This window comes from Streptomyces sp. NPDC104381 (assembly GCF_055583745.1).
In genome coordinates, this window is record NZ_JBVJNK010000006.1 from 214,093 (window position 1) to 236,561 (window position 22,469).

The following is a 22,469-nucleotide window of genomic DNA, read 5'->3' on the forward strand; positions in this document are numbered from 1 at the left end:
GGGTGCGTGGCATCCGGGTGCTGGAGGCGGGCCCCCGCGCCCTCCTGGTGGAACTGGACTCCGGTGAGGACGCGGAGGCCTTCCACGCGGAGGTGCTCCGCCGCCGGGCCGCCGGTGAACTCCCCGCCGTACGCGAGATCGTCCCCGGCGCCCGCACCGTGCTGCTCGACGGGGTGGAGGACCGGACGCTCGCCGGGCGGCTGCCGGCGTGGACCGTGCCCCCGCTGAGCCGGGGCGCCGCCGAGGCCGTCGAGATACCCGTCGTCTACGACGGCCCGGACCTCGCCGATGTGGCCGAGGCGTGGGGCGTCGCCGCCGACGAGGTGCCCCGCATCCACGCCCGTACGGAATTCCGGGTGGCCTTCTGCGGGTTCGCGCCCGGCTTCGCCTATCTCACCGGTCTGCCCGCCCACCTGAACGTGGAGCGCCGGGCCACGCCACGGACCCGGGTGCCGGCCGGGGCGCTGGCTCTCGCCGGGCCGTACACGGGGGTCTATCCGCGTACGTCGCCCGGCGGCTGGCAGCTCATCGGCCGGATGCCCGGGCCGGACGCGCTCTGGGACCCGGGGCGCGAACCCGCCGCGCTGCTCGGCCCCGGGACCCGGGTGCGCTTCGTGCCGGCGGGGGTGACCGGATGAGCCCCGGGCTCGAAGTGGTCCGGGCCGGGGCCCTGACCACGGTGCAGGACGAGGGCCGTACCGGCTGGGCCCACCTCGGTGTACCCCGGGCGGGGGCGCTGGACGAGCCGGCCCGGCGGCTGGCCAACCGGCTCGTCGGCAACGCCCGGGACGCGGCCGTGCTGGAGACCACGCTCACCGGGTGCGCGGTCCGGGTGACCGGCGCCCGGCCGGTGTACGCCGTCGTCGGCGGGGCGGGATGCCGGGTCACCGTGGACGGCCGCCCGGTCGCCTGGGGCGCGCCCGTGCGGGTGCCCCCGGGCGCGGTGCTGGAGGCCGGGCCGGCCGTGCACGGGCTGCGCGGCTACCTGGCGTTCGCGGGCGGCCTGGAACCCGAACCGGTGCTCGGCAGCCGCTCGGCCGACCTGCTCTCGGGGCTCGGCCCGCCCGTGCTGCGCGACGGCGACCGTCTGCCGCTGGGCCGGCCGGGCGGGACCCCCCGCGCCGACGCCGTGCCGTGGCCGGGTGCTCCCGCCGAGCTGGTGCTGCCGCTCCACCGGGGCCCGCGCGACGGCTGGTTCACCGAGGAGGCGCTGCGCACGCTCACCACCGCCGGGTACCGGGTCTCGGAGCGCAGCAACCGCATCGGGCTGCGTACGGAGGGGCCCGCCCTGCGGCGCGTCCGGGACGGCGAACTGCCCAGCGAGGGCATGGTGCTGGGCGCGGTGCAGGTGCCCCCGGACGGACTGCCCGTGGTGTTCCTCAACGACCATCCGACGACCGGGGGTTACCCCGTCGTGGGCGTGGTCGCGGAAGCCGCGCTGGCGGGCGCGGCCCAGGCGGCCCCGGGGACACCGGTGCGCTTCGTGCGGGCGTGACGCGCCGTACGGGAGGCGACGCCCGTACGGTGCATGAGGGAACGGGAACCCGGATGCGGGTATCGGCCAACAGGAGGTGACCGAGCCCGCCTCAGCAAGGGATGCCCATGAGCCCAGGAGCCGACCGGTGAGCGCCCCGCCGGGGTGCGAAGCACGGGAAGTCCCCGCCGGCGCCGACGAGTACACCGAGTCGGACGCCTCCGTCGTGCGGCGTTCCCTGGAGGATCCGGACGCCTTCTCCACGCTGTTCGACCGCTACGCCGACGACATCCACCGGTACGCGGCCAGGCGGCTCGGCACCGAGGCGGCCGACGACCTGATGGCCGAGACCTTCGTGATCGCCTTCCAGCAGCGCCGGAGGTACGACCTGTCGCGGCCGCAGGCGCGGCCCTGGCTCTACGGCATCGTCACCAACCTCGTGGGAGGGCACCGCCGCGCCGAGGCCCGCCGGCTGCGGGCCCTGTCCCGTGCCGCGTCCACCGCCCCCGGCGACGCGAGCCAGGACGGCGAGCCACTGGCGGACCGGGTGGCCGCACGGGTCAGCGCCGAAGGGGTCCGGGCCGAACTCGCGGGCGCCCTGGCCGCGTTGCCCGCCCGCTACCGGGACGTGCTGCTGGTGGTCGCCTGGGGCGATCTGGACTACGCGGAGGCGGCCGAGGCGCTGGGCGTCCCCGTGGGCACCGTACGGTCGCGGCTCCACCGGGCCCGGAAGAAGCTGCGCGAGGCGCTGGGCGGTTCGGATCCCACCCGCCCGCACGACGACCACGAGGAGCCCGGCCATGGATGAACTCACCGCGCTGCGGGAGCTGGAGGCCGACCCGCCCGCGCTCACCGAGGGCGCCCGTGCCGCGGGCCGCGCCCGGCTGGCCCGCGCCGTCGCCGAGGAGAACCGCCGGACGCGGCCGCGTGCCGTGCCCAGGCGGCTGGTGCTGCGGACGGGGTTCGCCGCGACGGCCGCCGCCGCGGTGGCGGTCGCGGTCGTCGCCCGGGACGACCGGCCCGCACCGAGGATGACCACGCTGTCCGCGGCCCAGGTGCTCCGCCGGGCGGCCGACCGGACCCGCGCCGACGGGGCCGGGGCGCCGGTGCCGCGCGACGACCAGTACCTCTATGCCGAGGAGGTCTACACGCGGACCCCGCTGAAGGGCGGGAAGCGGACGACGCACACGGACGAGTTCTGGATCTCCGCGGACGGCTCCCGGCCCTCCCGGTACGTCTACGACGGGCGGATCAAGGACGAGCCCCCGTCGGCGCACAGCGTCCCGTGGCCGCCCGACGCGTACGCGAAGCTGGCGAAGCTGCCGACCGACCCGCACGAGCTGCTCGCACTGTTCGGCGGGAGCCGCTCCGGGGGGACCGCGGCGTACATGGACCTCTGCCTGCTGATGCGCGGCCCGCGCGTCATGCCGCCGGGGCTGCAAGCCGCCGCGTTCGAGGCCCTCGCGCTGCTGCCCGGCGTCGTGCTGGACGACGACGAGGTGGACGCCCTCGGCCGGCACGGCATCGGTCTCTCGTATCCGGAGATGTCGTTCGGCCCCGTCTTCGAGCGGAGTACCTACGCCTACCTCGGCATGCGCATGGAGGGTGTCAGGGGGGCGAAACCGGTGGGCCGGGAGCTCAAGGGCGGCGCGAAGTACACCGAGGTCAGGGCCCTCGTGAAGTCGGGCGTCGTGGACGGGATCGGTCAACGGCCCCGGTAGGACCGGGGGCAGGCCCGGTCGGGGGGCCGGGCCTGCTTCCCCTCACACCCGTCTCGCGCGCGCTTCCCCGCACGTTACCGAAGCGTAACTTACTCATGAGTTACCTCAGGTAACCCCGCGGTGCTAGCTTGCGCTCACCTTCATCGGAGCAGAGCGAGGAGTGAGCCGTGAGTCCGCGCAAGATCACCCGTTCGAGCTCGACCGTGAACACCCCCCACCTTCTGGAACCCCGTCGGCCGGGACGCCGCACGGGGCGCCTGCCGGCCGCCGCCACCGCTCTGGGCGCCGCCGTCGCCTGTCTGGCCGCCGCCGTCGTGCCGGCCTCGGCCACCACCTCCGCCGGGTCGGAGCCGGTGGTCTCCCGAGGGGTGACCATCCCCGCCTTCTACAACCCGCCGGCGCAGCTGCCCTCCGCCGACGGGTCCCTCGTCCGCACGGAGCCGCTGCCCCTCGGGCTGAGCCTCCCCGGCCTGGACGGCCGCCGGCTGCCCGGCACCGCGACGCGGCTGATGTACAAGTCCACGGACGCGGGCGGCGGTCCCGTCGCCGTCACCGGCGCGTACATCGAGCCGGCCGCCGCGTGGAAGGGCGGCGGGCCCCGCCCCCTGGTGGCGCTCGCCTCGGGGACCATGGGCCAGGGCGACCAGTGCGCCCCCTCGCTCTCGCTCCAGAACCCGCTGACCATCGGCGAGGGCACGGTGTCCATCGGGTACGACAACCTCGCGGTCTACCGCTTCCTCGCCGCCGGTGCCGCCGTCGTCGTCACCGACTACGCCGGCCTCGGCACGACCGACCGGCTCCACACCTACGTCAACCGCGTCGACGAGGGCCACGCCCTGCTGGACGCGGCCCGCGCGGCCCGCTCCGTCACGGGCGCCTCCATCACCCCCGCCTCCCGGGTCGGCCTCTACGGCTACAGCCAGGGCGGCGGCGCCAGCGCCTCGGCCGCCGAACTGCAGTCCTCGTACGCGCCCGACGTCAATCTGGCGGGCACCTACGCGGGGGCCCCGCCCGCCGACCTCACCGAGGTCATGAAGGGCATCGACGGCAGCGCCCTGGCCGGTGCGCTGGGCTGGTCGATCAACGGCTTCGCCCAGTCCGACCCGTCCCTGGAGGCGGTCGTCGCGGCGAACACGAACGACGTGGGCAAGGCCGCGCTGAAGGACACGTCGACGATGTGCGTGGGCGACGCGATCCTCGGCCACGGCTTCACGAACAGCAAGAAGTGGACCGCGAACGGCAAGCCGATCGCCGACATCATCGCGGCCGAACCGAAGCTCCAGGCCGTCCTCGCCCAGCAGCGCATAGGCAATCTGAAGCCCACCGCGCCGGTGCGGCTGGCGACCGGTGTGCAGGACGACATCGTCGGCCACAAGCAGGCCAGGCAGCTCGCGGTGGACTGGTGCCGCAAGGGCGGGGACGTCACGTACGAGGCCGTCGTGCTGCCCAACCTCGGCGACAAGCTCCTCACCAACCACCTCGCCCCGCTCCTCACCGACCAGGGCAGCGCCATCTCCTGGCTGACCGACCGGCTCGCCGGCAGGAAGACCACCTCCAACTGCTGGTCGATGCCGCTCCAGCCCTGACCCTTCCCGCCCCGTGAGCCCCGAGGCCGCGGCGCGTCCGTTCCCCGGACGCCGCCGCGGCCTCGCGTATCTTCACGCATGCGTTCCCATGGGGAGCTGCGCCCCGGGAGGCCGACCCGTAGTCTGGTTATTGGACTAGACCTGTAGTCCGCAGCCGCTCCGAAGGATGGGAACACCATGAGCAACCGTGCACTCCTGGAGGTGATCGCTCTCGACGCGGAGGACGCGGTCGCGGCGCAGGCGGGCGGTGCGGACCGCCTCGAACTGGTCACCGACATGGCGGCCGACGGCCTGACGCCCCCGCTCGCCACCTTCGAGGAGATCCGGGACGCCGTACGGATCCCGCTGCGGGTCATGATCAGGATCGCGGACGGATTCGCCGCCGGTGACATCGGTGTCCTCGTCGAGAAGACCCGCGCGCTGCGCGGCGCGGGGGCCGAGGAGTTCGTCCTGGGCTTCCTCGACGAGGACGGCCACGCCGACCTGGTGGCCGTCGAACGGATCGTCGCCGAGCTGAACGGCTGCCCGTGGACCTTCCACCGCGCCATCGACCGCGCCGTCGACCGCGACGTCCTGCGCAAGCACCTCGCCGACCTGCCCGGCCTCGACACCTACCTCACGGCCGGCTCGCCGGACGGCGTCGACGCGGGCATGGAGACCCTGCTCGACGAAGCGGCACGCGCGGAACTGCCCGGCTACGAACCGCGGATCATGGTGGGCGGCGGCCTGCGCCTGGACCACCTGCCGCGGCTGCGCGCCGCGGGCATCGAGGCCTTCCACATCGGAGGGGCGGCCCGGCCGAACGGCTGGAGCGGTCCCGTGGACGCCGCAGCGGTACGGGAATGGCGCACGGTGCTCGACAGCTGACGGCCCCGGACCCCGCCCCGGCGGGGTCACCCGTTCCCCCACTCCGGGGTGCCGTGGCGCCGGGACCGGCTTTGAATGCTGAGTGTCCCAGGTGCCCGGCCCAGAACCGGAGTTCCCATGCCACTGCACCAGTCCACCCGTGGCTCCGGCGCCAGGCCGGCCCGGGGTGGCGTCCTGCGCGTGACCGGTGAGTGGTGCGCCCGGCACTTCGTGACCGTCCTCGTCCTGTGGCTGGCCGCGCTCGTCGCCCTCCAGGTCGCCCAGCACGCGTTCGGCGGTGACTACTCGGACGACTTCTCCGTCCCGGGGACCCAGTCGCAGAAGGGCCTCGACGTCCTGGAGGCGCACGCCCCCTCGGCCGGCGGATACAGCAGTCAGGTGGTGGTGCACGACGCGGACGCGTCCCTCAGCGGTCTGAGCAGTCAGATGTCGACGACCGTCGGCAGCCTCCAGAAGCTCCCCGACGTGCTGTCCGTCCAGAACCCGCTGACCGCGCAGAGCAGCGGCGGCGGCCCCGACGTGGGGCCGCTCTCCAGCGACGGGAGGACGGCGTACATCACCGTCCACTTCAGCGCCCAGCCCTCCACCCTGGGGTCCGGCTACCTCCACGGGGTGGACTCCGCCGTCCAGCCGCTGCGGGCGGCGGGCGCGGAGGTCGAGTACGGCGGCTCGCTCGGCGAACTCGCCCGGCCCGAGGCGAACGACCGCACCAGCGAGGCCATCGGCTTCGGGGTGGCCGTCCTCGTGCTGCTGATCGGCTTCGGCAGTCTGGCGGCCGCCCTGCTGCCCCTGGTCACGGCCCTGGCCTGCGTCGTCTGCGGGCTGGCCCTGCTGGGACTCCTCGCCGCCGCGACGACCTTCGCCACCGTGTCACCGACCCTGGCCACGATGATCGGGCTCGGCGTCGGCATCGACTACGCCCTGTTCCTGGTCACCCGGCACCGCCAGAACCTCATGGACGGCCGGGACCCGGTGGCCGCCGCCGGCTCCGCCACCGCCACCAGCGGACGGGCCGTGCTGCTCTCCGGCTGCACCGTGATCATCGCCCTCTGCGGACTGTGGGTCTCCGGCATCGGCTTCATCGGCAAGCTGGGCGTGGCCGCGGCCGTCACCGTCGTCACGGCCGTGCTGGGCGCCCTCACCCTCGTACCGGCCGTGCTGGGGCTCATCGGGCGGTACATCGACCGGATCCACGTCCGTGCGCCGGTCGCCGAGACGGACGCCGGACCCGGGCAGGAGGCGCAGGGCCCCTGGCACCGCTACGCGCGACGGGTGGAGCGCCGCCCCTGGTGGTTCCTGGCCGGCGGGGTGGTCGCCCTGGCCGTCCTCTCCTTCCCGGCCTTCTTCATCCAGCTCGGCCACATCGGGGACGGCGCCGACCCGCGGTCCTTCACCGACCGGCGCGCGTACGACCTGATGTCCTCGGCGTTCGGGCCCGGATCGAACGGTCCGCTGACGCTCGTCATCGACCAGAGCGCGGTCCCGGGGAGCGACCGGTCCGCGCTGCTGACGCAGGCCCGGCAGTCCCTGACGAAGGTGCCGGACGCCTCCTCCATCACCCCGCTCACCGCCACCCCGGACGGGGACGTCCTCACGGCCACCGCGTACTCCGTCGCCGCGCCGCAGGACGGGAGGACGACGAGCCTGGTCAACCACCTGAAGGACGACGTGCTGCCCGCCGCGGTCTCCGGCACCGACGCCCACGGCTACGTCACCGGCACGACCGCCGCCCAGGTCGACTTCCTCGACATCGTCTCCAGCAGGCTGCCCCTGATCATCGCCGTCGTCGTCGGCCTCGCCCTGCTCGTGATCCTGGCCGTGTTCCGGGGCGTGCTCGTCGCCGTCAAGGCGGCCGTCCTCAACGTGCTGTCGATCGCCGCCTCGTACGGGGTCGTCGTGGCGGTCTTCCAGTGGGGCTGGGGCGGGCCCGCACTGGGCGTCTCCGGCGACGTGCCGATCGAGAGCTATGTGCCGATGATGATGTTCGCCATCGTCTTCGGCCTCAGCATGGACTACGAGATCTTCCTGCTGTCCCGGATCCACGAGGCGTGGCTGCGCACCCAGGACCCCAGGGCGAGCGTCGCGCACGCCCTGGAGATCACCGCACGGGTCATCACCTGCGCGGCGCTGATCATGGTCAGCGTCTTCGCGGCCTTCCTCATCAGCGACAACATCGTCGTCAAGATGCTCGGGCTCGGCCTCGCCGCGAGCGTGCTCATCGACGCCACCGTCGTCCGGCTGCTGCTGGTGCCCGCCGTGATGACCCTGCTCGGCCGCGCCGCCTGGTGGACCCCGCGGTGGCTGGACCGGATCCTTCCGCACCTCGACGCGGAGGGGGACGCCAGGCCCGGGGGATGAATCCCGGCCCCGGCGCCCCTCCGTTCAACCGCCGTCAGCCGTTCCGCCCGGCCTCGCGGCGACGGCGCCGGCTCTGCGCCACCGCACCCGCCGCGAACACCAGGGCGGCGCCCGTCAGGGAGACCGCCGTCGCGGCCGGCAGGTAGCCGGTCGAGGACTCCTCGGCGGAGGCCACCAGACCGGCCTCACCGGCCGCCGCCGCGTGCCCGGCGTGGTCCGCGTGCACCGGGTCCGCCTTGACCCCGGCCTCCTCCGCCTTCGCCGCCAGCTCGTCCGCCGAGAGCCCGCTGCCCTTCATACCGGTGACCTCGCCGTTGCCGCCGTCGAAGGCGACGTCGGAGCAGGAGTAGAAGTTCTCCTGGCTGTCCGAGCGGATCCAGTGGATGAACAGCATGTGCTTGCCGGTCCTGCCCTGCGGGAGCTGGAGATTCCAGTAGTAGTTGCCCCCGTCCGAGCCCGCGCCACCCGACTGCGGCGGGTTGTCCACGGTCTGGGTGAGCGTCAGGTCGTCCCACGCCAGCGGCTGGTCGGGCGTCCAGCCGTCCTTGGTGAGGTAGACGTCGAACTTCCCCGGGTGGGCTGCCCAGTTGCTGTACTTCACCTGGATCGTGGAGCCCGCCGTCAGATGCGTCGTCGGCCAGTCGCTGCGGGCCGCGTTGTACGAGGAGAAGTTGTACGGGCCGTTGTGGCCACCGCTGCACAGCTCGCCGTCCGGGATGTAACCCTTGGTCCGGCCACCGCCGTTGGAGTCCAGGACGCCGAACCAGTTGTACAGCGGGGTGGTGCCGGTCTGCGCGACCGCGGCGGCACAGGCCGGGTTGGACGGGGTCTGGTTCCCGCTCGCGATCATGTCCTTGTAGCACAGATAGCTGCGTGAGCCCGGCTCCATCGCGACGCCGTGGGCGGACGCGGGGGTGGGCAGGCCGGCCAGGGTGAGGCCCAGGAGGCCGGCGCCCAGGAGGCTCAGCACGCGGGGTGCGCGTCGCGTGGTCGTCCTGCTCCGGAGGATGGTTCGCATGGCCATGAGGTGGATCTCCTCTGGGGGGTGAAGGAGAGTGCGAAGGTGTGTGGGAGCGCTCCCAAAAACGTAGCGCGCGTCGGGAGGTCTGTAAACGCTCCGGGCGACGGGAACCGCAACTTCCCCCGGAATCAAGGGAGTCGGCTGTGATTCCGAGGGAGTCGCGGGGGCCCGCGGTCCTACGCGAGCTGCTCCGGAAGCTCCGCCGCGTGCAGCACGATCAGACCCGACACCGCACGGGTCAGGGCCACGTACAGACGGCGCAGACCCGTGCGCTCGTCGGGCTCGCCGTCGACCACGGCCGCCGGTTCGTCCAGCACCACGTAGTCGTACTCCAGACCCTTGGCCAGCGAGGCCGGGACCAGGGTCAGCCTCGACGCGGCGGTCGTCTCCTCGCCCGGGGAGAGGTACGCGTGGCCCGCCGCCCCGAGCGCCGCCGCCAGCGCCGGGATCCGGGCGTCGGCGGCGATCAGGCCGATCGAGCCCTCGTGGCGCAGCGACTCCTCGCACGCCGCGACCACCGCAGCGTCCAGGCCCTCCGCCGCCACCGCGCGCACCGCGAGGGAACCGGGCGCCTCACGAACCGACTCCACCGGGGTGAGACCGGGAGAGATCGCGGGGAGCAGCCGGGAGGCGTACGCGATCACCTCGCGCGGCACACGGAAACCGGCCGTGAGCTCCTCCACCAGCGCGTCCGCCTTGCCCAGATGGAACAGCGCCTGCTCCCAGCTGCCCGTCGACCACGGCGTCGTCCCCTGCGCGAGGTCGCCGAGGACCGTCGCCGAACCGGTCGAGCAGCGACGGCCCACCGCGCGGTACTGCATCGGCGACAGGTCCTGGGCCTCGTCGATGACGACATGGCCCAGCGAGTGCGTCCGGGCCACCAGGTCGGCCGCCTCGTCGATCAGGACCGCGTCCGCCGCCGTCCACCTCGCCGCCTTCACGCTGCGGGCGGGCTTCACCATCAGGATCTGCTTCTGCTCGTCGTCGCCGAGGATCCCCTCCGCGTGCGCGGCCAGGAAATCCGCGTCCGTCAGCAGCCGCAGCACCAGCTTCGCCGGGTCCACCGCCGGCCAGACCGCCTTCACGGCCGCCTTCACCGCGGGGTTACGGGCCACCGCGTTCTGCACCCGGTCGTCGGGGGCCTCGCCCGCCTCCTCCATCCGTACGAGAACGGCGTGGGCGATGCGCTGCGGAAGGGCCTCATGGGCGGCCCCGTACCGCATGTCACGGGCCAGGAGCTCGGTGGTCATCTCCTCGATCTCGTACGCCGGGACCCGCCAGCGGCGGGAGCCGCGCACCACCACGACCGGCTCCACCGGCGGCGTCACATGCGAACGGACGGCCCGGCGCAGGACCTGTGCCATCCGTGCGTCGCCCTTGATCACCGCGGCGGCGGACTCGTCCGTACCGCGCACCTCGACCCGCGCCGCCACCAGGTCCTCCACGGTGGCCTGCTGCACCTCCAGCTCGCCGAGCGCGGGCAGGACCTGCTCGATGTAGTGGAGGAACGACCGGTTCGGGCCGACGACGAGCGTCCCGGTGCGGGCCAGCCGCTCCCGGTGCGCGTACAGGAGGTACGCGACACGGTGCAGGCCGACGGCCGTCTTCCCGGTGCCCGGTCCGCCCTGGACGCAGACCGTGCCGCCCAGGTCGCTGCGGACGATCTCGTCCTGCTCCGGCTGGATCGTCGCCACGATGTCGCGCATGGGGCCCACGCGGGGCCGCTCGATCTCGGCCTGGAGGAGCTTGCTGGTCTGCTCGGTCTCCGCCGGGTCGGTGAGGTACTCGTCCTCGTACGCGGTCAGTTCGCCGCCGGTGTAGCCGAAGCGGCGGCGGTGGTCGACGTCCAGCGGGTTGTTCCTGGACGCCTGGTAGAAGGGCTGCGAGACCGGCGCGCGCCAGTCGATGACCATCGGGTCGCCGTGGGCGTCGTGGACGTGGCGGCGCCCGATGTAGAAGCGCTCTCCCTCGGTGCCCTCCGCCTTCTCGGCCCCGACCACGTGCAGATAGTCGAGGCGGCCGAAGAACAGCGGGGTGTGGGTGAGGTCGGCGAGCGCCTTGATGCGGTCGTCGATCTGCGACTGCAGGACCGCGGCGTTGACCCAGTTCGCGGTGACGTCGCGGATGTCGAGCGCCTGCACGTCCTCGCGCATGGCGCGCAGCGCGGCACGGGACGCGGCGAGGTGCGCCCGCTCCCTGACCAGTGGATTGCTTGACTCTTCGTGCGCGGGCACGGTGTTGCCTCCGGCTTTTCGACGCAGGACGGCGGACCGGGCTCACCGCCCGGCCCGCTCGGGGACGTTCACACACACAGATGCGCACGCGGGGTGGGCGCGTGCGGCTGTTGTCGGCCGGTTTCCGTCCGGTCGGCGGCGCTCCCCCGGCTGCCGGCCGCTCGGAGGGCTGGCCGGTACCACGGTGCGGGAGGCGGGCAGACCGGCGATTGTATAGACCGCCGCCGCCGGGGGCGAACGAATAAAACGCGGCGGCTCCGGGCCGGCAGATCGTCGTCACCGTCCGACCGGGAGCGGGGCGGCGGCGAGGAGGCATCCGTCCCGTAGGGGACCCGTAGGGGAGGGGTCCCCCTTTCGGCCGACCCGTGGGCGCGCACACTTAGGCCGGTCGGCCGATGTCAGGGCCCGGGCGGGCGGAGCACCATGGAATACATGAGCAGCGTTTACCTGAACCCCCGCAGGACCGGCCCCGCGCACGGCGCGACCGCGGCCACCGGTCACCCCCGCAGCCACCGCGTGGGAAACGCGGTACGCGCCGTGTCCGTCTTCGCGCGCACCGCGTTCGGGGTGGCCGTCCTCGGCGAGTACGCGGAGGAGGCGGGCGTCGTCCGCCGCCACCGCTGAACCCGCCGGGCCGCCCGCCCCTGTCAGCTCTCCGTCAGCAGCTCGTCCGCGTCGACGATCCGGTACGCGTACCCCTGCTCGGCCAGGAACCGCTGGCGGTGCGCCGCGAAGTCCTGGTCGATCGTGTCGCGCGCGACCACCGAGTAGAACCGCGCCTCGTGCCCGTCCGCCTTCGGCCGCAGCACCCGGCCCAGCCGCTGCGCCTCCTCCTGGCGTGAGCCGAACGTCCCCGACACCTGGATGGCGACCGTCGCCTCCGGGAGGTCGATCGAGAAGTTCGCGACCTTCGACACGACCAGCACGCTGATCTCGCCCTGGCGGAACGCCTCGAACAGCTTCTCGCGCTGCGCGTTGCTCGTCTCGCCCTTGATCACCGGGGCGCCCAGGTGCTCGCCGAGCTCGTCCAGCTGGTCGATGTACTGCCCGATGACGAGGGTCTGCTCGCCCTGGTGCTTGCGTACGAGCGCCTCGGTGACCTTCCGCTTCGTGTCGGTCGTCGCGCAGAACCGGTACTTCTCCTCGGCCTCGGCCGTCGCGTAGGCCAGGCGCTCCGAGTCCGTGAGGTTCACGCGGACCTCGACGCAGTCGGCGGGCGCGATGTAGCCCTGCGCCTCGATCTCCTTCCACGGGGCGTCGAACCGCTTGGGCCCGATGAGCGAGAACACGTCCGACTCACGGCCGTCCTCGCGCACCAGCGTCGCCGTGAGCCCGAGGCGTCGGCGGGCCTGGAGATCGGCGGTGAACTTGAAGACGGGCGCGGGCAGCAGGTGCACCTCGTCGTAGATCACGAGCCCCCAGTCCCGGGAGTCGAACAGCTCCAGGTGCGGGTAGATCCCCTTACGGCGGGTGGTCAGCACCTGGTACGTGGCGATGGTGACCGGCCGGATCTCCTTGCGCGTACCGCTGTACTCGCCGATCTCGTCCTCGGTCAGCGACGTCCGCTTCACCAGCTCGTGCTTCCACTGCCGGGCGGAGACGGTGTTGGTGACCAGGATCAGCGTGGTCGCCTTGGCCTCGGCCATGGCACCCGCCCCGACCAGCGTCTTGCCCGCGCCGCAGGGCAGGACGACGACGCCCGAGCCACCGTGCCAGAACCCCTCGACGGCCTGCTTCTGGTACGGGCGGAGCGCCCAGCCGTCCTGTGCGAGGTCGATCGGGTGCGCCTCGCCGTCGACGTAACCGGCGAGGTCCTCGGCCGGCCAGCCCAGCTTCAGCAGCGTCTGCTTGATCTGGCCGCGCTCGGAGGGGTGCACGGCCACGGTGTCCGGGTCGAGGCGCGCCCCGACCAGCGGCTGGACCTTCTTGGAGCGGAGGATCTCCTCCAGCACCGGCCGGTCGTTGGACGTCAGCACCAGCCCGTGGACGGGGTGCTTGGACAGGGTGAGGCGGCCGTACCGCGCCATCGTCTCGGCGATGTCGACGAGGAGCGCGTGCGGCACCGGGTAGCGCGAGTACTCCACGAGCGCGTCGACGACCTGCTCGGCGTCGTGTCCCGCGGCACGGGCGTTCCACAGGCCCAGCGGGGTCACCCGGTAGGTGTGGATGTGCTCGGGAGCACGCTCCAGCTCGGCGAAGGGTGCGATGGCACGACGGCAGGCCTCGGCCTGGTCGTGGTCGACCTCGAGGAGCAGTGTCTTGTCGCTCTGGACGATCAGGCAGGACACACATACCTCCGGAAGTAGGATCGTCCCGTGACAGACAGCACACCCGCCTTGGCTCGGGCGTTGCCCCGTGCCAGACGCTCAAAAGGCGTCTCGGCAAGTGCGCCGGGAATGCGCGCTGCCATCTACGTACGACTTTCACGCGAAACAGAAGAGTCTACCTCGCCAGAGCGCCAGCGGGCTGCCTGCGAGGCGTTGTGCCAGGCCAGAGGCTGGAACGTCGTTGCAGTAGAAGAAGACATCGACGTGTCCGGATATTCCCGTGGGCTGGACCGCCCGGGGCTGCAACGGGTCCTCTCCCGTCTCGCAGAGTTCGACGTGATCGTCTTCTTCAAGATCGACCGACTGGCCCGTTCCACGGTGGACTTCGCCGAGATCATGAAGGTCACGCAGAACGCGAGCGTGGCCCTGGCGTCGGCCAGTGAGCCGCTGGATCTCACGTCGTCCATGGGTCGCGCCATGGCGAAGGTGATCGCGGTCTTCGCGGAACTGGAGTCGGACACCATAGGCATGCGCGTCTCCAGCGCCCATGAGCACCTGCGCCGGGAAGGGCGCTACACGGGCGGCAGGGTGCCGTACGGCTACCGGGTGGTCCCGAACCCCGACGGGGCGGGGAAGGTCCTGGAGATCAACCCTGAGGAAGCCGAGACGATCCACGGGATCGTGGAACGCGTCCTCAACAAGGACTCCCTCCTCAAGATCGCATCGGACCTCACCGCGTCGGACAAGCCGTCTCCGGGCCACTCGTCCCGCCAGACCACGGGCAAGCGCAGCGATTCGAAGCAGTGGTACACGTCCTCGCTGCGCAGTCTGCTGACCAACCCCCAGTTGCTGGGGCAGGTGATCGAGGACGGCAAACCGATCCTGATGACGGACGGCCTCCCGCTGGTCAACCGCACGCCGATCCTCGACATGGACACCTGGCAGGCGTTGCAGGACGAGTTGAGCCGGCGGGCCAACCCCGGGGACCGGCGCAGGGAAGGCACGTCGCTGCTGCGAGGGATCGTCTACTGCGCGGTGTGCCGGAACCGGATGTACACGTACATCGCCAAGGGGCGGACCCGGTACCGCTGCATCGGCCGGTTGAAGGCGCGGCAGTCCGGTGTGGACAACGGCTGCTACGGCGTGAGCATCGCCGGTGAGGGCATGGAGAAGCACGTCACGGACAAGTTCCTCGCTGCGTTCGGCTCGTTCCCTGTCGTGCGCATGGTGGAGCACGTGGGCGAGGACTTCCGCCCGCAGATCCGGCAGGCCCGGGAAGCGCTGGACGAGTTGGAGAAGGACCGGTACGACCGTGGCCTGTTCAAGGGCGAGGAAGGCGCGCAGAGGTACGCGGCGCAGTACGCCAAGTTGGAACAGCGCCTTGACTCGCTGAACGAGAAGCAGCGCCACGCCAAGCCCGCAGGCTTCGAGGAGATCCCCACGGGCCAGACGCACGCGCAGCTCTGGAAGGGCGCCGACACGGCGGGGAAGCGGGACCTGTTGCTGAACGCGGGGGCGTACGTCGAAGTCGGCATGTCCCGGAAGGGCGGTCCGAAGCTCGACGCGTCCCGCCTGACGGTCCACTTCGGCGAGGACGGCGAGATCCGGCGTGCGGACGCCGACGGCAAGGATGTTGAAGCGGTCATCCAACAGGCGGTGGCGCGGGACCTGGAGCTGTTCTAGGCCCGCCTGAGCGCCTTTCGCGGCCCGTCGCTGGGGAAACCTGGTGGCGGGCCGTTCGTCGTTCCTGGCAGCGTGTGTGACCTGCGGGGATGGTGTCAGAGGCTGCGCGTAGGGTCGGGGCGTCCTCGCACTTCGGTAACGGTTTCGTCGGGGTGGTGGTGGGGTGATGTTGACGGGGGCGGGTCTGGCTTCTCCTGCTTTGCTTCTTTAGACCCCGTCCGGGCCCCCGCCTCAACCCTTGCGGTTGCTGGGCTGTAGGGGCTCGCCGGAAGGGTTCATGATCAACAAAAATGAAAGAGGGGGTACCTCTTGACTGCCTCCGAGGAGTCGCGCGCCACGTGTTCGGAGTGTCTCGGTCCGCGTCCACGCTCTGACCGTGGGACGTGTGGCGCAGCGTTGTGCAAGGAGTCGGCCCGGTTGCAGATTGCCGCCCGTAAGGCTCGGGAAGCGGTGCGCGCTGCCGTCGGCGCCCCTCGCTGCCATCGGTGCGATGAGCCGCACGGCCGGGCGTCATGGGCGTTGTACTGCCTGCGGTGCGCTTAGGAGGTGGACGCATCACGGCACGAGAAACGCCGTAAGCGGTCTGAACCCGCACGGCAAGAGGCCGCCCTCAAGCCGTGCCAGGGACCGAAGTGTTCCAACCCCTTGGGCCTCTCTGGCGGCGCTCCTCGCTCGTACTGCTCAAAGGAATGCAGCCGTGCCGCTGAGTACATCCGCAGGCGCGCCCGGACCAAGCCCGGACCCGTGGACTGCCGACGCTGCGGCAAGCCCACAGTTCACAAGTTCCGTGATGGCGTGTGCAGTTCATGCCAGAAGATTCAGCGCACTGCTGCCCGCCGGGTGACTGTTCAGCGCAAGGTGCGTGCGGCTCACGGGGATGCCGGCTGTCATCACTGCTCGGCTCCGCTGCCTGAGGGCGGTGTGATTGACCACGTGGTTCCGATATCGCGGGGAGGTCTGTCGACGGTGGCCAACCTGCGTGTGGTGTGCGTGCTGTGCAACTCGTCCAAAAAGGACAAGCTATTGGATGAGTGGACCCCGCCGCTCGCCGCTGAGGGTGAGAGCGTCCAGCGCTGACGTGGGAGTGTGACGATGTGACGCACAGAGGGTCTTTCTGGATATCGCTCAAGAAACATAAGGGAATAAGGGAAAAGGCTCTTGTGCGTCACATCGTCACGCGCACCGCCCGCTGACCCCACCCCCCCCCAGGCGGGTACCCCCACTTGCCCTCCACCCTGATCGTGTGGGAGCGAAAACTATTGCATGGCACATCTAAGTGTTCCGGCGGAAGCGTGAGCGCCGGGGAGGCGTCTCGGGTTCGCCGCAACGAGCGTCCCGTCTCAGTGGATCTTGCGGGTAGTCGAGCCTGTGACCAGTGGTGATGCCAAGGAGTCTCACTTGACGTTGCCTCTCGGCGACCTTCCGCATGGCTGTCTCAGTTGATGTTGCCAGTCGGCTTCCAAACACGACAACGGATTCTCACGCCAGATCTGTCATGGTCGGCTCGTCGTTCCGTAGCCATGCGATCGCTTCCTCTCGCTCCATGCGGGGTGCCCCCATGAACCACTCCTCACGTGGGTCCCACATTCTGGTCGCCGCCCAGTCGAGCATTCGCTGTACGGGCTCCGTATTGCCCGGGTTGGGCACCGCGAGGGAGCTGATGCCGGTTTCCCAGGTCGTCCCGAGCACGGCGACGGTGCTGTCCAAGGAGAGCATTGCGAACTCCGGGCGTCCGGCGCGTGAGCCGAGCAGGTGCTCGGGGTGGCCTTGCTCGCTCATCCCCAGGCGGATCGCGCAAGCGGCACCCATGATGTCCCAATCGTCGAGCAGGCGGACCCGGCGCCAGACGGAACACCGGTGTCGGGAGGCCGCCTTCCCGCTGTAGATATTGGCGGGCAGGGCGAGCAGGAACTCGCGCTCGGTGCCGAAGAGGCCGGAGGACACGGCCAGCTCGTACCAGGCCTGGTTGGCGTGCTCGATGAGGTTCGGGGTGGCGTAGTCAAAATAGGCGTCCCGCCGACCCGTCTCGGGGCCGCAGCTGATTGCCGCGCCCACCACGAACGCCGGCAGTGCAGTCTCCGGAGCCCCTCCCTCAAGCACCTTCAGGCCCGCCTTCCGCAGCGGCGCGTATACCTTACGCCGCATCTCCTGCTGGCCCAACTACTGCTCCTTGCCGCTCGACCGTTGATCGAGTGTATGGCCGGTTCGGCGGCGACCCACCCCAGGGCGAAGCCAAGACGTAACGGCAACGTCACGCGAGACAGGGCAACTGGCGCTGTTCGCCTGGAGCGTTGCTGAGTGTGATCGCCGTCAGGCCGTCTATCAAACGATGGTTTATGAGACGGCCTCCCCGGGGTCCCCGGGGGTCCGGGTTCGCGTTCAAAACCCGTCTCACAATCTCTCGGAAGCCCTTGATGTTATGAGACGGGTTTTGAGACGATCTGGTTGTAAATGCGAACACGGGTCACCTCATCGGTTACGCACGGGTCAGCACGGATGACCAAGAGGCGCAGTTGCAGCACGACGCGCTGACGGCAGCGGGTTGCACTCGGGTCTTCACGGACAAGGCGAGTGGAAAGAACACGGAAAGGCCGGAGCTTGTCGCCGCTCTGGACTGCGTGCGTCCCGGGGACACCCTGTGCGTGTGGAAGCTGGACCGCTTCGCTCGCTCGCTGATCGACCTGGTGAACATGGTGGACGCTCTTGCTGCCCGTGGGATCGGCTTCAAGGTCCTGACGGGTGCGCTCGCGTCCATCGACCCGAACACGCCTGATGGACGCCTGATGCTTCAGGTGGTGGATGCCATGGCGGAGTTCGAGCGCAGCCTGATCAAGGACCGGACCCGCGCCGGTCTCGAGGCTGCCAGAGCTCAGGGGCGTACGGGTGGCCGTCCGGCTGTGATGGATGCTGACAAGCTCGCTGCTGCCAAGGCTCGCAAGGCTCAGGGTGAGAGCGTCACGGCCATTGCCAAGGCGCTCAAGGTGTCCCGCGCGACCCTGTACCGGGCGCTGGGCGACAGCAAGTAGCCGGCCCCATCTTGAGAGATCGTCTGCCCCGCTGTGGGTGGGCGGTCCTCCTGCTGTGTGGGCGGGGCTGCACCTCGTGCTCGCCTGGGAGTCAGCAGGTGCGGTGGAGCGGTGGTTCTTTGGATTTTGGGATTCCACTAAGAAACATATGAGGGAAACCAGAATCTCTCTGCAACCACCGAACCACCACACCCCGAAGGTAGGGCGCAGCGAAAGTTCAGCGGACACACCCTCCGGCGATCCCGGCCCAAGCTTGGAACGCGCACGCTGGGTGTAAGCCCGTTTCCCTGCCCCCATGGGTCGCTGACCTGCGCGAATGCTTGTGTGGCGGGGTGAGAACGACCTAGTTAAGGGGTGGGGAGTGCCCTCTTGGTGGGTGGATACGGGACCGCAACGTGATGGCAGGCCGATCCAGGTACGGGTTCCAGAGTCGCTCGGGTCTCAGCCGGCGCATTACTGCGGCGCCGATGTGGCTGTTAGCCCAGGGACGCCAGAGCTGTCGCCACGAGGGAACGGGCCGCAGCTCCCCGGGCGGCGCCCTGCGAGAGCCCTTCGAATGCTCGGGCGTACAGCTCGACCTGGCTGGGCTGGGTGAGGGTGGAGGCCGCGTCAAGGGTGTCCGCGTGCACTCTGGCCCCGTCGAAGATCGTGAACGTCGGCATGGGCCACATGGTCCGGCGCTCCGAGAAGGGCACGATGCCGACGACGACGTTCGGAAGATCCATGACCCCCAGTAGGTGACCGAGCTGCGCCGCCATGGTTTCCGCGCTGCACTGCCGGTATCGCAACACCGACTCCTCCAGGACGAACGAGAACTGGTGCGCCCCGTTGGCGACTACCGCATTGCGCCTCATCCGTGCCTCCACTGCCTCGGTCACGTCGTCCGGGGTGCCCCGGAACTTCGCGATGGAGGAGAGCAGCGCGGCGGCGTACCCGGGTGTCTGGAGGAACCCCGGGATCACGTCGGAGACGTAGACGCGGAACACGCGGGTCTGCTGGTACAGGTCTCCTGTGGATTCCTGGAGGCGGCGGAGGCCGGTCCGTTGGAGGCGCCTCCATTGGACGTGTGCGTCTGCCGACTGCCGGTTTGCCGCGATCAGGTCGGGTGCCTGATCGCTGGCGTCACAGGCCCGGCACCAGGCCTTGATGTCCGCATCCGAGGGAGGCGTCTTGGCGTTCTCGATGCGTGATGACTTCGACTCGGACCAAGCGCACCTGACGGCCAGCTCCCGCCCGCTGATCCCCGCGTCCTTCCGGATGTCGCGCAGACGGCCCGCCAGGTCCTCGCGGGCCTTCTGGACGTTGGAAGAGGGGTGTGGGGGCAAGGAGCCGGCCTTCGTCAGATCTCGTACAGGTGGTGCGGGACGCCGCGCTCCCAGACCTCCTGGAAGGCGCTGGAGCACAGCTTCACGGCCTTCGGGTCGTCGGTGATCTCGTCCTCCACCACGGCACCGTCACCGGAGAAATGGTGCACTCGGAGCAACGTCCCGTCGAAGAGCCAGAAGTCGTTCCCCGGGAGGGGGATGTCCGTGGCTCGGCGCCGGGGGAGCCATCGGACTTCCTCACCTGCCGTGACGTTGGCATGGGTGACGTAGTGCTCCCACCGGATGTACTCCGAAACGGGCTCGGAGACGACGCGCGCTCTGCGGATCGCCACGCCCCGGGCCACGGTGTCCGAGATCAACTGGTCGTACGGGTGCCACCAGGAGGCCTGGTCGTCCCACTCGATCCGTTCGCCGCGCTGCCATGCCGCGAACCGGTCGGTCGGGGCGTAGGAGTCACGCAGTTCCAGGTGGACGGCGGACCGGCGGCACCGGCCAAGCAGCTCAGCGAAGCTGGGCACGCTCGACGGCATCACACGCCTCCCTGATCAGCGGAATCATCCGGGCGGGAATCCTGACGATGGCTTCGGTCTCGGGCACCGGGCCGTTCACGGGGCTGCTCGCCTCGCATTCCGCCTGAGTGTCCCGGCTCGGCTTCCAGCCCTGCAACAGGATCTCCTGGGCGTCGGTGTCGGCCCACACGGTGGGGCAGTGGTCCCGGTCGGTGTTCGGGTCGATTCCGACGAACTCTACGGCCATGGCGGGCTCCCTGGTCTAGGTGCTTGCTCGGGCTTGCCCGACCTTCTCTGAACTGCGCCTTGGGCGTCAATGCCGCATCAGGCCAAGCGAATTGGTGTGCAAGCTCATGCAAGTTCGTGGCACCTCGGACGGGCGGACTTCTAGCGTCGCCAACACGACGACCGTGAAGGGGAGGCGGCATGACCGTGACCACGCAGCAGGAGGCGGACTCGACCGGGCTACCCACCTTCGTCCGGCGGTTTACCGCTACTGCGAAAGGGGCCCGGCTGGCCAGACACTTCGCGACCGTCGAACTGGCCGACTCGGGGCGCCTTGAGCGAGACGAAGAAGTTGATGCCGTCGCCCTGGTCGTTGCGGAACTGGCGTCCAACGCAGTCCGGCACGGAAACGTCAGGGGGCGGCAGTTCGAAGTGCAGCTCATCTGTATGCCCGAGGTGGTGCGTGTGGCTGTGTCGGATGCTCGTGGAGATCGTCAGCCCTGCGCGCAGCCGGCCAGCGAGGGGGAGGGCGGTCATGGAATGCGGCTCGTGGCGTCGTTGTCCACTGCCTGGGGAGTGGACCGGCGTGACGTCGGCAAGACCGTGTGGGCCGATGTGCCGTGCGGTGGTGGCCGATGAGTGCGGTGCTGCGGTTCGTCCCGCATAGGATCGTGAGCCACCCGGAGGGCGAAATCACGGTCTCGGGTCAGTGCCTTGCCGCTGACTGTGGATGGTCTGCCCTTCCGTCCGCCGACGTGGCCGCCGTGGATGTGGCGTGCATGTCCCACACGGGCCGCACGGGTCATCCCACGTTCGCGAGGAAGTAGCCCTGGTCACGCGCGTTGAGTAACCCCGCGAGCGGCCCCGTCAGGCGACGGCGAGCATGACTGCCGGGCGGGGCTTTCCGCTGTTACCCCCGGCGTGCTAAGTATGTGCATCGGGCTTGATCGCATGGACGATGAGGGGTCCGGTCACGCGCGTCGGCCCTTTCCTGCGGGGGGTGGCCGCCCGGGTGCGAGCGGCCAAACGTCCAGTGTGCCGCATCGGGGGCCTGAGCGGGGTGCCGCGCTGCCCGCACCTCACCACCGAAGATCGCCGCGGCGCGCGGCCGGGGCTACCGCCGGTCCGCGGGCAGCAGCGCCAGCACCGCGACGACCGCCCGATGGTCCGTACCCGGCACGGTGTGCTCGCCGACGGAGACCCCCGCCAGGCCGGAGCCGTGCAGGACGTGATCCAGCTGGACCAGGGGCGGGACGAGGGCATGGCCGACGGGCCACGTGCGGGCCCACCCACGGCCGAGCTCGGCATGGGTGTCCGTGAGGCCGGCCGAGAGCAGCTTCCGCATGGGGCTGTGGTCGAGGGAGGCGTTGAAGTCGCCCAGGAACACGGTGTCCGGGCCGCTGCGCCGGGCCACGGAGGTCAGGGCGGCCATATCCCGTGACCAGCGCTCCGTGTCTCCGAGCGGGTAGTAGGTGTGGACGGCCACGAGCCGCACCCTGTGCCCGCCCACCGCGACCTCGGCGGTGGTCTGGGGCCAGGCGGTGTCGATCTCCGTCGTGCCGCCGTCGGACAGCGGGTGCCGTGAGTAGAGGGAGGAGTCGTACTCGGGGTGGAGTTCCCGGTAGGGCATCAGCGCACCCAGGCCCGCCTTGTCGAGGGCGTCCGCACCCGCCGACGGCATCTGCTCCACAGCGAGCACGTCGATCCGCTCGGTGCGGATCAACTCCACCAGTGCACGGGCGTCGGCGCGGCCGCCGTCGGCGTTGACGGTGGCGACGCGCAACTCGGCCGATCCCGCCGGCACGTGCTGACGCGCAGGTACGAAGCGTGGCGCCAGCAGCACCACGTGGGCGACCACCACGGTCGTGACCACGGCCAGGGCCCACCGCGACCGCAGAGCGGGAACAGCGGCCATCGTTCCCAGCACCAGCACACCGAGGACGGTCGAGTAGGGAAAGAGCACCATGGGCATCGCGAACAGCGTTCCCGCGTCGAGCCCCGCCAGCCGAACGACGAGCAGGGTGGCGGGTGCGACGGCCAGGAGGCCACAGCCCAGCAGCGCCCATGCTCCTCCGCGTCGGCGGGGTGACTGCCGCCGGGCCGAGTAACTCCGTTTGTCGGTACGCGTGTTCGTCATTCGTCCTCGCTCCGGAGTCGTGCCCGGCGAGATGAT

Annotated in this window: 21 protein-coding genes; 13 read left to right on the forward strand and 8 right to left on the reverse strand. The window is 70.7% G+C overall.

The features are described 5' to 3' along the window. The first annotated feature begins 2 nt into the window (after positions 1-2). The 7 genes from ACZ607_RS22075 (at position 3) to ACZ607_RS22105 (ending at position 8,006) form a co-directional block, all read left to right on the forward strand. Positions 3-638 (forward strand): 5-oxoprolinase subunit B family protein, encoded by a 636-nt coding sequence (locus ACZ607_RS22075; protein ID WP_469737727.1) that lies wholly within the window; start codon positions 3-5, stop codon positions 636-638. Next, positions 635-1,495 (forward strand): 5-oxoprolinase subunit C family protein, encoded by an 861-nt coding sequence (locus tag ACZ607_RS22080; protein WP_469737030.1) that lies wholly within the window; start codon positions 635-637, stop codon positions 1,493-1,495. The genes ACZ607_RS22075 and ACZ607_RS22080 overlap by 4 nt, the downstream gene beginning before the upstream one ends. 127 nt (positions 1,496-1,622) lie before the next feature. Further along, positions 1,623-2,282 (forward strand): RNA polymerase sigma factor, encoded by a 660-nt coding sequence (locus ACZ607_RS22085; protein WP_469737032.1) that lies wholly within the window; start codon positions 1,623-1,625, stop codon positions 2,280-2,282. Then, complete coding sequence (locus tag ACZ607_RS22090) at positions 2,275-3,195, forward strand: CU044_5270 family protein (protein WP_469737034.1); 921 nt, start codon at positions 2,275-2,277, stop codon at positions 3,193-3,195. The genes ACZ607_RS22085 and ACZ607_RS22090 overlap by 8 nt, the downstream gene beginning before the upstream one ends. A 167-nt stretch (positions 3,196-3,362) precedes the next feature. Next, a complete protein-coding gene (locus ACZ607_RS22095; protein WP_469737036.1) occupies positions 3,363-4,781 on the forward strand; it encodes a lipase family protein in 1,419 nt (472 codons plus the stop codon). 177 nt (positions 4,782-4,958) lie between these two features. Continuing rightward, positions 4,959-5,648 carry a copper homeostasis protein CutC gene (locus ACZ607_RS22100; protein ID WP_469737038.1) on the forward strand — a complete coding sequence of 230 codons (690 nt, stop codon included), beginning with the start codon at positions 4,959-4,961 and terminating at the stop codon, positions 5,646-5,648. A gap of 117 nt (positions 5,649-5,765) precedes the next feature. Next, positions 5,766-8,006: an MMPL family transporter gene (locus tag ACZ607_RS22105; protein ID WP_469737040.1), complete on the forward strand. Its 2,241-nt coding sequence runs from the start codon at positions 5,766-5,768 to the stop codon at positions 8,004-8,006. 34 nt (positions 8,007-8,040) lie between these two features. On the opposite strand, the gene ACZ607_RS22110 is transcribed toward ACZ607_RS22105, so the two are convergent. After that, complete coding sequence (locus ACZ607_RS22110; RefSeq protein WP_469737042.1) at positions 8,041-9,030, reverse strand: lytic polysaccharide monooxygenase auxiliary activity family 9 protein; 990 nt, start codon at positions 9,028-9,030, stop codon at positions 8,041-8,043. 173 nt (positions 9,031-9,203) lie between these two features. Further along, the gene (locus ACZ607_RS22115; protein WP_469737044.1) at positions 9,204-11,261 is read right to left on the reverse strand and encodes a HelD family protein; all 2,058 of its coding nucleotides are present in this window, start codon (positions 11,259-11,261) and stop codon (positions 9,204-9,206) included. A 432-nt stretch (positions 11,262-11,693) separates the two neighbouring features. On the opposite strand from ACZ607_RS22115, the gene ACZ607_RS22120 reads away from it, so the two are divergent. Next, positions 11,694-11,885: a hypothetical protein gene (locus ACZ607_RS22120; RefSeq protein WP_469737046.1), complete on the forward strand. Its 192-nt coding sequence runs from the start codon at positions 11,694-11,696 to the stop codon at positions 11,883-11,885. Between the two features lie 23 nt (positions 11,886-11,908). On the opposite strand, the gene ACZ607_RS22125 is transcribed toward ACZ607_RS22120, so the two are convergent. After that, on the reverse strand, positions 11,909-13,549 hold the full coding sequence (locus ACZ607_RS22125) for a DNA repair helicase XPB (protein ID WP_469737048.1): 1,641 nt from the start codon (positions 13,547-13,549) through the stop codon (positions 11,909-11,911). Positions 13,550-13,657: 108 nt separating this feature from the next. Here ACZ607_RS22125 and ACZ607_RS22130 point away from each other — a divergent pair, with 108 nt between their 5' ends. Continuing rightward, entirely contained in the window at positions 13,658-15,211 is a 1,554-nt protein-coding gene (locus ACZ607_RS22130; protein WP_469737729.1) for a recombinase family protein, read from the forward strand. Between the two features lie 858 nt (positions 15,212-16,069). After that, positions 16,070-16,288 carry an HNH endonuclease gene (locus tag ACZ607_RS22135; RefSeq protein WP_469737730.1) on the forward strand — a complete coding sequence of 73 codons (219 nt, stop codon included), beginning with the start codon at positions 16,070-16,072 and terminating at the stop codon, positions 16,286-16,288. Between the two features lie 402 nt (positions 16,289-16,690). On the opposite strand, the gene ACZ607_RS22140 is transcribed toward ACZ607_RS22135, so the two are convergent. After that, positions 16,691-17,371 carry a hypothetical protein gene (locus tag ACZ607_RS22140; protein WP_469737050.1) on the reverse strand — a complete coding sequence of 227 codons (681 nt, stop codon included), beginning with the start codon at positions 17,369-17,371 and terminating at the stop codon, positions 16,691-16,693. Between the two features lie 311 nt (positions 17,372-17,682). On the opposite strand from ACZ607_RS22140, the gene ACZ607_RS22145 reads away from it, so the two are divergent. Further along, positions 17,683-18,237 carry a recombinase family protein gene (locus ACZ607_RS22145; protein WP_469737732.1) on the forward strand — a complete coding sequence of 185 codons (555 nt, stop codon included), beginning with the start codon at positions 17,683-17,685 and terminating at the stop codon, positions 18,235-18,237. Positions 18,238-18,713: 476 nt separating this feature from the next. Here the strand turns inward: ACZ607_RS22145 and ACZ607_RS22150 are convergent, their stop codons facing one another. From ACZ607_RS22150 to ACZ607_RS22160, 3 genes are read right to left on the reverse strand one after another with little or no spacing between them, the layout of a single operon-like run. Next, complete coding sequence (locus ACZ607_RS22150) at positions 18,714-19,562, reverse strand: helix-turn-helix domain-containing protein (protein ID WP_469737052.1); 849 nt, start codon at positions 19,560-19,562, stop codon at positions 18,714-18,716. A gap of 14 nt (positions 19,563-19,576) precedes the next feature. Beyond that, a complete protein-coding gene (locus ACZ607_RS22155) occupies positions 19,577-20,092 on the reverse strand; it encodes a DUF6879 family protein (protein WP_469737054.1) in 516 nt (171 codons plus the stop codon). Further along, complete coding sequence (locus ACZ607_RS22160; protein WP_469737056.1) at positions 20,064-20,318, reverse strand: hypothetical protein; 255 nt, start codon at positions 20,316-20,318, stop codon at positions 20,064-20,066. Before ACZ607_RS22160 ends, ACZ607_RS22155 begins: the two co-directional genes overlap by 29 nt. Before the next feature lie 179 nt (positions 20,319-20,497). Between ACZ607_RS22160 and ACZ607_RS22165 the strand changes: the two genes are divergently transcribed. Together ACZ607_RS22165 and ACZ607_RS22170 are read left to right on the forward strand one after the other, a co-directional pair. Then, the gene (locus ACZ607_RS22165; RefSeq protein WP_469737058.1) at positions 20,498-20,935 is read left to right on the forward strand and encodes an ATP-binding protein; all 438 of its coding nucleotides are present in this window, start codon (positions 20,498-20,500) and stop codon (positions 20,933-20,935) included. Then, positions 20,932-21,123: a DUF7848 domain-containing protein gene (locus ACZ607_RS22170; RefSeq protein ID WP_469737060.1), complete on the forward strand. Its 192-nt coding sequence runs from the start codon at positions 20,932-20,934 to the stop codon at positions 21,121-21,123. The genes ACZ607_RS22165 and ACZ607_RS22170 overlap by 4 nt, the downstream gene beginning before the upstream one ends. 287 nt (positions 21,124-21,410) lie before the next feature. Here ACZ607_RS22170 and ACZ607_RS22175 read toward each other — a convergent pair whose 3' ends face one another. Further along, positions 21,411-22,433: an endonuclease/exonuclease/phosphatase family protein gene (locus tag ACZ607_RS22175; protein WP_469737062.1), complete on the reverse strand. Its 1,023-nt coding sequence runs from the start codon at positions 22,431-22,433 to the stop codon at positions 21,411-21,413. Between the last annotated feature and the right edge of the window lie 36 nt (positions 22,434-22,469).